Source organism: Winogradskyella rapida (assembly GCF_042675845.1).
Taxonomy (GTDB): Bacteria; Bacteroidota; Bacteroidia; order Flavobacteriales; family Flavobacteriaceae; genus Winogradskyella; species Winogradskyella rapida.
Genome location: NZ_JBHTKM010000010.1, coordinates 392,875 through 405,348, shown reverse-complemented (window position 1 = coordinate 405,348; position 12,474 = coordinate 392,875). Strand labels below are relative to the sequence as shown.

Sequence of the window (12,474 nt, the reverse complement as noted above, 5' to 3'; positions counted from 1 at the left end):
AGTTAAGCCCGTTTGCGCCGATGGTACTACTTTACTGTGGAAGAGTAGGTCGCCGCCTTTTTTAAGAACCCTTACTAGATAACTAGTAAGGGTTTTTTGTTTTTTATACTTGATAGCAGTAATTTTACGAAAACCGAAATTTGAAAAACATACTTCTTTTTATATTCTTTATTACACTTTTTTCTAGTTGCGAAAAGGAAAAACCTGAACAGCTTCACACATTAGTTATTAAAAAAGAATATTGCGTTATTGAAAATGAAGGAATCATATTTTTACCAGAATTTGAATTAAGAAGAAATGATTCTTTGATTAGCACCCACAAGACGGAAATAATTACGAATTATTATAATATTGAAAATTTAAAATCTGGAAATTATAATATTGTATATACTTCATTGTTTAAAAGAACGGAATCGCAAAATATTATTTTGAATAATAAGAGCATTGACACTTTAATAATTTGTCTTGATAAAATTGATTATAGCTCAATCGACCATATACCATTTATTGATAGACTCAAGGAAAATGAGAATTATCTAATAGATGTTTATAATCAAGGGTGTTTTTCTTTAGGAGGTGCGACTATGAAAATTAGCAAAACCCAAAGCAAAATAATTGCAGAAGCTGATGAGAATAAAAAGGAATTAACATCGTCAGAAATTCAATATGTGAGACAATTTGAATTAGAATTAGTCAATATGAATTCTTGTTGTTGTACATCAACCGACTATTATTCATTGGAATATAATGATGAAGTTCTTAAAATAGAAGATGGTAGTTGCAATTGGTATGGTTATGGAAGGCTTTACAACAATCTATTCAATGTGGAAAATTAAAAACTATAGCTAACACCATGAATAATTAATTGCTGCATTGAGCTTACTTGCGGAAATTCCGGCTTAATTTTAACACGTTCGTAAATGTTTACTAACTTAGTTGCTAAACCATGAACTAACCATATACAAACATGGTTACAAAACATCGAAATAACCAAGCCTTTATATATAGCTCGCAATCTTACCATACTCCCAACTTCACAAGTAGCAGACCAAGACGTAACTTGATATTTAATTCTACTCAAAAAAATTACCTAACATACTATTTAGTAATCAGCTTTAGAAATAGGGCTAAGGTAGCACACTCCATATATAGTCAGCTGGATTAAAACTTAATTTTATATGGTTAAATAAATAAGAATGCTATAAGGAGACTTGTAGAATATAAACCTCTGCTTAAGGTCTTATACTTATATTAAGATCTTAGTAAAAAAGGCTTTATGCTAAGCCTTAGATAGGGTTTTTAGGTAAAAGCGGTTTCTCTATCGATAAAGCTAAAAAGGCAGTGCGAATGCCCCTATAGATTTACGTTTGTGCTATAAGAGTTATGTAAAGTGAAATCACTGATATGAACCCTAAAAAATTGAAATCGGTGGAATTATTTTTTCTTTTTAAACATGCTGTCTAAAATGGTATTGATACCCAAAAATAACATAACAACGGCGCCAATACATAATAGAAAGCCTAAAATAAGTAAAGGTATATAAAGTGATTTATCGCTATTATCTAAAGCTAAATGAACGATTGTGGGGCCTAAAAACATAAGCCCTAAACAAATTCCTAAACGTTTAACTCCTTTTACTAAAATGTCTTTATCGGTGTGATTATTGTCTTCCATGAGTGATACTATCTCTTACATTTTTATGCGTTTCTAATAGGGACGCGGCTTCGGTTTCAGAAATATTTAATTCATCCATAATCATCGTAATGGCGCGCTTAACGAGCTTATCGTTACTGAGCTGCATATCGACCATTTTGTTTCCCTTGACTTTGCCTAATTGAATCATGGTCGTTGTGGTGATCATATTAAGGACTAATTTTTGTGCAGTCCCTGCTTTCATTCTAGAACTTCCGGTTAAGAACTCTGGCCCAACGATAACTTCTACAGGAAATTGTGCGGTATGTGCTAACGGACTATTGTTGTTGCAGGTAATACAACCTGTAATGATATTATGTTTGTTACATTCTTCAAGGGCACTTATAACGTAAGGTGTAGTCCCTGATGCAGCGATACCAATAACCACATCTTTTTCTGTAATATGATAAGCTTCTAAATCTAACCAGCCTTGGGTTGTAGAATCTTCAGCATTTTCTACCGCTTTTCTTATGGCATGATCGCCTCCTGCGATGATGCCAATAACGACCTCATGGGAAACACCAAATGTTGGTGGACATTCCGAAGCATCTAGTATACCTAATCGACCACTGGTGCCTGCGCCCATATAAAACAAACGGCCACCTTCTTTTAATTTTGTGACCACATTGGTAATTAAGAGTTCTATTTGTGGTAAGGCTTTTTCTACAGCTAAGGGTACGGTTTGATCTTCTTTATTGATAGCGTGTACAATCTCGTTAACACTCATGTTTTCGAGATTATTATAATTTGAGGCTTGCTCTGTAGTTTTTATAAAAGTCATGGTTTATGGGTAAGCAATAAGGTTAGCGGATAAAGCGCATTAGCGGTAGTAACGGCATCCTTTTTACAAATTTAATTAATTGCGTGAGGGTGCCCTCGTTAATTTGAGTTTTTCTCTGTTGTTCTTTAAATTTCCTTAGGTTGTAAAAAGATATAGTGGATGACGCGACCCACCTTAAGTGGGGAATGCCCAAAAGCTATTATTCTACGGTATAAATAACTTCATCGACTTCTGAGAGTCTGAAATACCCGTAAGGAAAATTATCGGGATTGGTGGTATTGATACAATTGCCTCTAATGGTGGCGGGTTGAGTTTCAAATGGTCCACCGCCAGCGTCTCCGCCTTGTTGTAAAAGAATAAACATAAAATCATAGAATTGACTAGAAATACCATAGTTTCTTATGATAACCACATCTCCCGCTTCTAAATCTTCTTCGGTATAAAATCCAAATATTTCGTTACCATCTGTAAAGGTGTCGTCGTAGACCGCTAGGGTGGGAACTACGGGAATATCGCTAATAAATTCGAAAAAATAATAGTTATCTATTCCGGCCGGGTCGGTGTAAAAAGCTTTGAGTTCTATGTCTTCACCCGAAAAGCCACCTTCGTTATTCTGTTCTATAGAATTGATGGGAACCACGGACGTAAGGGTTTCAGTGGCCGTATAAATCTCGCCTTCATAATTGATAACCAAAGTATAATCTTCATTAATGACCGGTATAAAATTGGTATTGTAGTAAATCCCTGTATCGCCATCTTCTATAAAATTAAAGGTATTCCCTGAGCTGTCTGAAACTTGAATGCTTGCACCGTTGGCCGGCGGAATGCTGTCATTAAAAAATGGCGCAGTTAAGGACAACTTTATACTCTGCTCACTTCCGGTTGTATTTTTGAAATAATTAATAGATGCTTCAATGACCAATTTAGGTTCAGCTGTATTGAGGTCTACGTCTATGACATCTTCGCAATTAGTGCATAGTAGGAAGAAAGAGGTTATATAGAGGAGTTTTTTCATGATTTTAAAATTTAAAATTATAAGAGAAAGAAGGGACAATACCGAAAATAGATAAGCGTGTGGCTTCATTGTTTCCGGTATTTCGGTTTTCGCCGAAGGAAATACTAGCGGCATTTTTTCTGTTATAAAGATTATAGAGTCCGAAAACCCATTCGCCTTTAAACGCTTTTGTGGTATTGGGTTTTGGCGTATAATTAACGGCGACATCTAAACGGTGGTAAGCGGGAAGACGGCTTGAATTTCTGGCTTCGTAATTAGGAATGATAATATCGTTATATTGATACTGCCCGTTTGGAAATGTGGAAGGCTGGCCAGTTTGAAAAATAAAGTTAGAACTAAACGACCACTTTTTGTTGAGCTGGTAACTGGCTGTTACTGAAATATCATGGGTTTTATCATGTGCGGTGTTATACCAATCTCCGTTATTAATTCCGGTTTCTACAGGTGTTCTTCCTGGAGTTCGCTGTTCTGATTTTGATAGCGTATAGGCCAACCAACCCGTAAATTTTCCTTCATTTTTTTTAAAAAGGACTTCTAAACCATAGGCTCTTGCTTCTCCGTTAAGAATAACTTGCTCAATGGCATTGTTGGCAATAAGATCTGCCCCATCTATATAATCGATACGATTTTGAATGGTTTTATAAAATGTTTCAATTTCTAAGGAATAACGGTTATTGTTATAGGTTTTAAAATAGCCTAAGGCGACTTGATCTAATAACTGAGGTTTAATATATTTTCCGCTTGGCGTCCAAACATCTAATGGTGTAGGCGAACTGGTATTGGAGAGCAAGTGTAAATATTGACTCATACGATTATAGCTTGCTTTTACCGACGACGATTGATTTAATTGGTAGGCCATGGCTACACGAGGTTCTAAATTGGCAAAGGCGCTGATAACATCACTTCTGTTATAGGTTTCGGTCCCGATAGGTTCTGCTTTTTCGTAAATACCAATGGCTTCATTAAAAATTACTGGATTGTCATTTTCATATTGGTTTAATTCATCTTGTCCCATTCTATGAAAGACACTAAAGCGGGCGCCATAGCTTATAGAGAATTTATCACTTAATTTGTGTTCGGCATCTAAATAAATGGCATTTTCAAAAGCATATTTATCAATGAGTTTAAACGAATTTATACCAGACGCTTCGTTTATAGGTTCGATATCGCCGGGATTAAATTTGTAATACATACTGTTTAAGCCATATTCTAGCTTAAAGTTGTTATTGATATAATGTTTAAAATCGTACTTAAGATTAAAATTTCGAATGCCCGATACCCAATCGAAACCAACGAAGCCTAATTGTAGTCCGTAATAATAGTCCGAATAGATAAGGGATAGGTTAGAAAACAATTTTTCTGAATAGAGGTGGTTCCACCTAAAATTTAAGACGGCGTTTCCGAATGAATTTTCAAAACTATCTGAGATTTTAAAAACATCACGGCCAAAATACCCTGATAAGTACACACTGTTGTTATTGTTAATATTGTAACTTAATTTGGTATTTAAGTCGTAGAAGTAGGCAATATTATCTAAATCAAAAAGTGGTAAGAACAAGTGCGCATAACTGGTACGCCCCCCGATTAAAAAGGAGCCTTTGTCTTTTTTTAGTGGGCCTTCTGCAAGGAGTCGACTTGAAATTAATCCAATCCCGCCATTCATATGAAAAGATTTGCTATTACCTTCTTTCTGGTAGATATCTAAAACCGAAGATACGCGTCCGCCATACTTTGCCGGGATTCCTCCTTTATAGAGTTTAATATCTTTTATAGCATCCGGATTAAACACGGAAAAGAAACCAAACAAATGCGACGAATTAAAAATGGTGGCTTCATCTAAAAGAATAAGGTTTTGATCTGCTGCGCCACCTCTAACATTGAATCCGGATGCGCCTTCACCTGCATTAGTTACTCCAGGCAATAGGGTTATGGATTTTATAACATCGACTTCGCCCAGGACGACCGGCATACTCTTTATCGTTTTTATGGATAAGGAATTTACGCTCATCTGTGGTTTTTTGATATTTAATTTTTCAATATCCTGCGTGACCACGACTTCTTCTAAACTTTCTGTAGCTTCATTGAGTTTAAAGTTTTGAACCAAATTCTGATTAAGAACGATGGTTTCTGTCAGCGTTTGAAATCCGAGGTAACTGATTTGAATTTTATACGTGCCGGCGGGCAGGGTAATGGAGTAGAAGCCGTATTCATTGGTTACGGTTCCGGTTTGCTGTGACGGAACAATAACATTAACACCAATGAGCGTTTCATTGCTTAAATTATCGACTATGCTTCCGCTAAGGGTATAATTTTCTTGCGCAACAATAAATAAAGGACAGATTAAGATAAGATATCGTAGTCGTTTAAGAACTTGAATCATAAGATGTGATTGATGACATTTATTGAGGCGCTTCTATTCAGAAATGTCTCAAAATTAAGTGATTGTTATGATGTCTTAAAAATAACTTAAAAGCACAAAAAAAGCTTCCCGTAGGAAGCTTTTTAACATAACATTAATGTGTTATTAATTATGCGTTTATGATGGTATTTAAGACCTTACTTGGACGCATTGCATTAGAAACTAATTCTTCATTAGGATAGTAATATCCTTCAATATCATTAGGTTCTCCTTGGCATTCAATAAGTTCTTTTACAATAGCTTCTTCGTTAGAAGATAAAGCTTCATAAAGCTTAGTAAATTCAGCTTTTAATTCTGCATCTTTATCTTGGTTTGCTAAAGCTTCTGCCCAATATAAGGCTAGGTAGAAGTGACTTCCTCGGTTGTCTAATTCATTAACTTTTCTAGAAGGGCCTTTTCTGTTTTCTAATAATTTATCTGAAGCATCATCTAAAGCTTCTCCTAAGATTTTAGCTTTTTCATTAGAATTAACTTGAGAAAAATGTTCAAGTGAAACGGCTAAGGCTAAAAATTCTCCTAAAGAATCCCAACGTAAGTGATCTTCTGATAAGAACTGTTGTACGTGTTTTGGAGCCGATCCACCAGCACCAGTTTCAAATAAACCACCACCACTCATTAATGGTACAATAGAAAGCATTTTTGCACTTGTACCTACTTCTAAAATAGGGAATAAATCGGTTAAGTAATCTCTAAGTACATTTCCGGTTACCGATATAGTATCTTTTCCTTCTTTAATACGTTTTAGTGTAAAGTTTGTCGCTTCCACTAAAGATAAGATTCTAATATCTAAACCTTCTGTATCGTGATCTTTTAAATAAAGATTTACTTTTTTGATTAACTCAGCATCATGCGCTCTTTTCTTATTTAACCAGAATACTGCTGGAGTTTTAGAAGCTCTAGCTCTTGTTACAGCAAGCTTAACCCAGTCTTGGATTGGTGCATCTTTAACCTGACACATTCTCCAGATATCACCTTCTTCAACTTTATGCGTTAATAATACTGTTCCTTCAGCATCAATAACTTCTACTTTTCCTTTAGAAGAAATTTCAAATGTTTTATCATGAGATCCATATTCTTCAGCTTTTTGAGCCATAAGTCCAACATTAGGAACCGTTCCCATCGTTGTAGGATCAAAAGCACCATGCTTTTTACAGAAATCTATAGTTGCACTGTAAACACCGGCATAACTACTGTCTGGAATTACAGCTTTAGTATCTTGTTGTTTTCCTTCTGCATTCCACATTTGTCCAGAGGTTCTAATCATTGCTGGCATAGACGCATCAATAATTACATCACTAGGAACATGAAGATTGGTAATACCTCTATCAGAGTTTACCATTGCTAAGTCTGCACCGTGGTCTAGCGCAAAACGAATATCTTCTCTAATAACATCTCTTTTATCTTCTGGAAGTTCGCTTAATTTTTCAAGTAAGTTTCCAAATCCATTATTAACGTTCACACCAATTTTTTCGAACGTTTTTCCATGTTTCTTAAATAAGTCATCAAAGAATACACGAACGGCATGACCAAAAATGATAGGGTCTGAAACCTTCATCATGGTTGCTTTCATATGTAAAGAAAACAATACACTTTTATCTAAAGCATCTTCAACTTGCTCTTCTAAAAACTCTAATAAAGCTTTTTTACTCATTATTGTAGCGTCAATAATTTCGCCTTTCAATAATGCTAAATCACTTTTTAATGCGGTTTTATTCCCTTTAGCATCGGTATGAATAATATTTACCGAAGTCGCTTCTTCTAAAGTAACGGATTTCTCATTATTAGCGAAATCACCTTTAGACATGGTTGCCACGTGAGTTTTTGAGTCTGCAGACCAAGCTCCCATGCTATGTGGATTTTTCTTAGCGTAGTTTTTAACGGCTTTAGGAGCACGTCTATCCGAGTTCCCTTCTCTAAGCACTGGGTTTACAGCACTACCTTTAATTTTATCGTAACGCGATTTAATTTCTTTCTCGGTGTCGTTTGAAGGCTCACTAGGGTAATCAGGTATTTTAAAACCTTTAGCTTGAAGTTCTTCAATGGCAGCAACAAGTTGTGGTACTGATGCACTAATATTTGGTAATTTAATAATATTAGCTTCTGGTTTCTTAGCTAAGGCTCCAAGTTCTGCTAATGCATCTGCTACTTTTTGATCATCAGTTAAAAAATCTGGAAAAGTGGCTAAAATTCTAGCCGCTAAGGATATATCTTTTGTCTCTATAACAATCCCCGAAGACTTGGTAAATGCTTCCACAATCGGTAAAAATGAACGTGTTGCTAAAGCTGGTGCTTCATCCGTTTTTGTATAAACAATCTTTGCTGTTTTTGTCATAAGTCTTTAAAATAAAATGAATATAATTGCGCTCGAAATTGAGCTGAGCAAATATACGAAAAGGATATAGTTTTGTAGGTATAAGTTTGTCAGTAAACTCCTTTATATTTTATGAAAATGATAATTTGAGTCTTAAATATTTGTATTTAATCTAATATCTTGATATTGAAGGCATTTAGGAGTCCTGAAATATTTTCTTTTGAAAATGTCGCATTTTTGAGGATATTTTCTGACGGATTAATGGAAAAATTTACGGCTGTTGAAAAATCAGCATGCTGTAATTGGGTGTTATAAAAGCTAGATTGATATAAATCGCAGGACTTAAAAATGACGTGTTTGGCTTCAGATTTTGTGAAATCTACATTTTTCATAAGGCACTTCTCAAATACCGTATAATTAATTTTCAATTGATTAAAAGCACAAAAGTTTAAGGTACAATCGTTAAATTGAAAGGCTAGGAGAAAGGGATTACAATATTGAAAGTTGACCCCTAAAATTTTACAACGTGTAAAGACAACGTCGTTAAATGCGGTATTTTGAACCTGCACATTACTCAGGTTACAATCTAGAAACTCACATTCTATAAAAATGATATTCGCTAAACTGCTATTCTCAAAATTACAATTGGTAAAGGTGCAGCAACTATATTCGGCAAGCGCTAAGGGATTTTTACTATAATCCTTACCTCTAAAATTTTTTTGATAGACAGAATGTTCCATGCTACAAGTATACAAAAGAAAACAGAGATTCGATAAGAACTGGGGTGGGGCATTATGTCTTTGTAAAAGAGAATGGCACACAAGAGCGAGGGAACAGGACTTTAAACCTAGTGGGAGAGAAGTTGTGTGGTGATGCTACAAATAAAAAGCCATATCACTCAGAAATCTGTGTTGATATGGCTTTCATAGAAGTAGTTCTTACGTGACCAATAGAGTTAATTCGAACTCCGTTGAATGATTAATTAATGTCATCAACATTTATGGTTCAAGAGACCTAGCTTCAAAATTGAAACAATTCATAACTTTCAAAATGTATTGACCTGCTATGCTTTTGTTTCATAGGTTTGTTTTTTTTGATGTCTTACTTATAAATATCCTATAAATGAGTATTAGATGTAAAACATTGCTCATAATTTTCGAGTACAATTTTCATGATACAGTACTAATTTTGAACTTTTCACTTTAAGTCGTAATAGAAATCATTCACTTTAAGTGTCATGGTTGACTAACAAAAATCTATTCAAAAAAAGAATACATTATTCTGCAACCTCAAAAAACAATCCCAATACATAAAGAACGAATCTTTAGTAAGCAATTAACATAAATCTCAAATAATATTGAGAACTAAGTACATCTTGTTATTAATTGTTATGTAAATATACGCAATTATATATGAATTCGATAATATTTTAACACATTTAATATCAACAGTTTATAAACAGCACTTATTAACAAAAGTTCATAAATGAAAAAAGCCTTCTAAATAGAAGGCTTTTTGATCATTGTATATAAGTTGGAAACTATCTTCTAACTTCTTTAATTCTTGCTTTTTTACCAGTAAGACCTCTGAAGTAGAAAATTCTAGCTCTACGTACTTTACCACGTTTGTTAACTTCTACTTTTTGTAAAGCAGGTAAGTTTACTGGGAAGATACGCTCTACACCAACGGTACCAGACATTTTACGGATTGTAAACGTTTCAGAAGATCCACTTCCTTTACGTTGTAATACAACACCTCTAAAGAACTGTGTACGAACTTTTTCACCTTCTCTAATTTCATAGTATACTGTGATTGTATCACCAGCACTAAATTCAGGAAAGTCTTTACGGGTTACAAATTCGTCTTGTACAAATTTTATTAAAGAACTCATTTTATTTTATTTATAATTGTTTGATCTAAAGCAACATTCACGATTCTCGCCAGAGGTTGGTTCAAATTGGTTTGCAAAAGTAATACTTTTTTAAATATACACAATACTCTTGGGTAAAAAATAGAAAAATTAGCGCTAAGCTTGTTGTTTAAAGCTCCCCTTCTAATAGGTCTGGTCGTCTTTCTTTGGTACGCTTGTAGGCCTGTTCTTCTCTCCATTTCTCTATTTTAGGAAAGTTGCCACTAAAGAGGACCTCAGGGACTTTCATACCATCGTATTCTCTAGGTTTGGTGTAAATAGGCGGTGCCAATAAATTATCTTGAAAAGAATCTGTTAATGCAGAGGTTTCGTTTCCAAGAACCCCAGGGATTAAGCGGATTACAGCATCGCATAAGACCGCAGCACCAAGTTCGCCACCAGATAAGACGTAGTCGCCTATAGAAATTTCTCTAGTGATAAAGCGATCACGTACACGCTGATCTACACCTTTGTAATGACCACAAAGAATAATGATGTTTTCTTTTAGTGAGGTTTGGTTGGCAATACTTTGATTTAAAGTCTCTCCATCGGGCGTCATATAAATAAGTTCATCATAATGCCTTTCACTTTGTAATTTGGTAATACATTTCGCAATAGGCTCAATCGTCATAACCATACCAGCGCCACCACCAAATTGGGTGTCATCTACAGATTTATAGCCTCCTGTAGCATAATCTCTTAAATTGTGAAAATGAACCTCTACTAAACCTGCTTCAATAGCTCGTTTTAATATGGAAGCTTCAAAAGGACTTTTTAAAAGTTCTGGTAATACCGTGATAATATCTATGCGCATAACTTCATTTTATAAGGCTGCGAAGATATGTATAATTGATGTGATTTTTTAGCTATTGCAGCACTGAGGTGTAATTTTATGTTGGAAAAAGGGAATTTTAACCTTGGTATTAAGATTTAAGGAGTTGCTCTTTAATTCTCAATCCGAAATTTTTTACTTTATTCCAGTCGGTATAATCAATGGCCGTCTCAGATTTTGTGGGGCCATGGGTTAATTTCATAATGAATTGAATCATAATACGATCTAAAAAGGAATAGGACTTATAGTCAAGTTGCCCTGCAAACACTTCAACACTATTGGGTACCCATTGGGTTTGTTTTAAAAATTTGATAAGGTAAGGGTTGGTCTCTGGACTGTTTTTATCTTGATTACGTGCAACTAAATTCACCGAAAAAAAAGCTGTTTTAATATGGTTTAAAGCGGTACCGTTTTGGGCTATAAATTTTAGAATCTTTTTATGGTGTTTGCCATAGCGGATACTCGCTCCAATAATCAAGGTATGAAAATCTGAAACCTGAGCATCAAAGTTATCTATGGAATAGAGGGTTGTACGCATATTTTCTTGGCTTAAAATGCGCTGTAAATGTTCACAAATCTTTTTCGTATGTCCATCTACTGAAGCATAAATAATTCCGATGTTAGGGGCTTCCATTTTTAAATACGGTATTTGTGAAAATCGTATTTAAAGTTAATCAATTTTGGGCATTTTAAAGTGGGAAACCGTGAAAAAAAATGATGTTATTTATCGCGGGAATCCATATGATAAATCGCCATAGTTTTAAAGTGTACAAGGCTAGAGAAAACAGGCTATACTCACGGAAACGTTATAAGGCTAAACGATGCGGTACGTCTAAAAACAAAAAATCCGTAATGCAAGATTACGGATTTTAATGTGTAGTTTGTGTTATTAAGACTTATGCTTATTAAGCTCATCTTGTAATTGACGTCTTACTTTTTGTTCGCGTTCTAGGGCGTTGCGTCTATGTTCTTCAAATTCAGTTTCTACTTCTCCAAGTTTAAATTTGGCTTCACGTGTTGCAGAATTACTGCCTTTAAACTTATAAATAAAGAAGAGGAGTAAAGCTAATAGGGCTCCAATAATACTCCACATTAAGGCTTTGTAACTTCCTTTATCGGTTTGAATACCAAATAGGGAGATGTTATCTTTTTCGTCGTTTGTAGTATTCAATGTGGCTTCAGTACTTGATAAATTACTTTTTAAAGTTTCAATTTCTTCAGCTTGTCGGCTCACCACCGCTTGTGTATCTGTAAGATCTTTATGCACCGCTTTTAAAGAATCTAAGGTGTGTGCTTTTAAAGCATAAAGCCAAGTTTTTTTAACCGTTTTATATTCTTGCCAGCTATTAGAGCGTCGGATTACAAATTCAAATTGATTGTCGATACTACCCTCATTTAGAGATAGTTTATCTTCTTTATCGACATCTGTTTGTGCGCTTACAAATTGCAAACTTAATGTAACTGCAAGAACCACAGTGACTTTAGTTAAGAATTTCATCTTAGGTGTAATTTAGA

General features: G+C 34.7%; 11 protein-coding genes. 1 reads left to right on the top strand and 10 read right to left on the bottom strand.

Annotated elements, in window-relative coordinates; all coding sequences use genetic code 11:
- Positions 1 to 140: 140 nt before the first annotated feature.
- Entirely contained in the window at positions 141 to 836 is a 696-nt protein-coding gene (locus ACFQ13_RS03675; RefSeq protein ID WP_386114118.1) for a hypothetical protein, read from the top strand.
- A gap of 598 nt (positions 837 to 1,434) precedes the next feature.
- Here the strand turns inward: ACFQ13_RS03675 and ACFQ13_RS03670 are convergent.
- From ACFQ13_RS03670 to ACFQ13_RS03625, 10 genes are all read right to left on the bottom strand, one after another.
- A complete protein-coding gene (locus ACFQ13_RS03670; protein ID WP_386114116.1) occupies positions 1,435 to 1,674 on the bottom strand; it encodes a DUF6095 family protein in 240 nt (79 codons plus the stop codon).
- Positions 1,661 to 2,473, bottom strand: a complete 813-nt coding sequence (gene murQ, locus ACFQ13_RS03665) for an N-acetylmuramic acid 6-phosphate etherase (RefSeq protein WP_386114114.1) — start codon at positions 2,471 to 2,473, stop codon at positions 1,661 to 1,663. The genes ACFQ13_RS03670 and murQ overlap by 14 nt, the downstream gene beginning before the upstream one ends.
- A 199-nt stretch (positions 2,474 to 2,672) precedes the next feature.
- Positions 2,673 to 3,488: a DUF4249 domain-containing protein gene (locus ACFQ13_RS03660; RefSeq protein ID WP_386114112.1), complete on the bottom strand. Its 816-nt coding sequence runs from the start codon at positions 3,486 to 3,488 to the stop codon at positions 2,673 to 2,675.
- 4 nt (positions 3,489 to 3,492) lie between these two features.
- Positions 3,493 to 5,868 (bottom strand): TonB-dependent receptor, encoded by a 2,376-nt coding sequence (locus tag ACFQ13_RS03655; protein ID WP_386114110.1) that lies wholly within the window; start codon positions 5,866 to 5,868, stop codon positions 3,493 to 3,495.
- Positions 5,869 to 6,016: 148 nt separating this feature from the next.
- Entirely contained in the window at positions 6,017 to 8,239 is a 2,223-nt protein-coding gene (locus ACFQ13_RS03650) for an NADP-dependent isocitrate dehydrogenase (protein ID WP_386114109.1), read from the bottom strand.
- Between the two features lie 146 nt (positions 8,240 to 8,385).
- Positions 8,386 to 8,958 carry a pentapeptide repeat-containing protein gene (locus tag ACFQ13_RS03645; RefSeq protein ID WP_386114107.1) on the bottom strand — a complete coding sequence of 191 codons (573 nt, stop codon included), beginning with the start codon at positions 8,956 to 8,958 and terminating at the stop codon, positions 8,386 to 8,388.
- Positions 8,959 to 9,758: 800 nt separating this feature from the next.
- Positions 9,759 to 10,109: a 50S ribosomal protein L19 gene (rplS, locus tag ACFQ13_RS03640; RefSeq protein WP_114310487.1), complete on the bottom strand. Its 351-nt coding sequence runs from the start codon at positions 10,107 to 10,109 to the stop codon at positions 9,759 to 9,761.
- A 148-nt stretch (positions 10,110 to 10,257) separates the two neighbouring features.
- Positions 10,258 to 10,941 (bottom strand): tRNA (guanosine(37)-N1)-methyltransferase TrmD, encoded by a 684-nt coding sequence (gene trmD / locus ACFQ13_RS03635; protein WP_114310486.1) that lies wholly within the window; start codon positions 10,939 to 10,941, stop codon positions 10,258 to 10,260.
- Between the two features lie 109 nt (positions 10,942 to 11,050).
- Positions 11,051 to 11,593: a menaquinone-dependent protoporphyrinogen IX dehydrogenase gene (gene hemG, locus ACFQ13_RS03630; protein ID WP_386114104.1), complete on the bottom strand. Its 543-nt coding sequence runs from the start codon at positions 11,591 to 11,593 to the stop codon at positions 11,051 to 11,053.
- A gap of 255 nt (positions 11,594 to 11,848) precedes the next feature.
- Complete coding sequence (locus ACFQ13_RS03625; RefSeq protein WP_386114101.1) at positions 11,849 to 12,457, bottom strand: tRNA (guanine-N1)-methyltransferase; 609 nt, start codon at positions 12,455 to 12,457, stop codon at positions 11,849 to 11,851.
- Between the last annotated feature and the right edge of the window lie 17 nt (positions 12,458 to 12,474).

Coding starts and splice junctions, on each gene's coding strand:
- ACFQ13_RS03670 (WP_386114116.1), bottom strand. CDS start 1,674: ATGGAAGACAATAATCACACCGATAAAGACATTTTAGTAAAAGGAGTT.
- murQ (WP_386114114.1), bottom strand. CDS start 2,473: ATGACTTTTATAAAAACTACAGAGCAAGCCTCAAATTATAATAATCTC.
- ACFQ13_RS03660 (WP_386114112.1), bottom strand. CDS start 3,488: ATGAAAAAACTCCTCTATATAACCTCTTTCTTCCTACTATGCACTAAT.
- ACFQ13_RS03655 (WP_386114110.1), bottom strand. CDS start 5,868: ATGATTCAAGTTCTTAAACGACTACGATATCTTATCTTAATCTGTCCT.
- ACFQ13_RS03650 (WP_386114109.1), bottom strand. CDS start 8,239: ATGACAAAAACAGCAAAGATTGTTTATACAAAAACGGATGAAGCACCA.
- ACFQ13_RS03645 (WP_386114107.1), bottom strand. CDS start 8,958: ATGGAACATTCTGTCTATCAAAAAAATTTTAGAGGTAAGGATTATAGT.
- rplS (WP_114310487.1), bottom strand. CDS start 10,109: ATGAGTTCTTTAATAAAATTTGTACAAGACGAATTTGTAACCCGTAAA.
- trmD (WP_114310486.1), bottom strand. CDS start 10,941: ATGCGCATAGATATTATCACGGTATTACCAGAACTTTTAAAAAGTCCT.
- hemG (WP_386114104.1), bottom strand. CDS start 11,593: ATGGAAGCCCCTAACATCGGAATTATTTATGCTTCAGTAGATGGACAT.
- ACFQ13_RS03625 (WP_386114101.1), bottom strand. CDS start 12,457: ATGAAATTCTTAACTAAAGTCACTGTGGTTCTTGCAGTTACATTAAGT.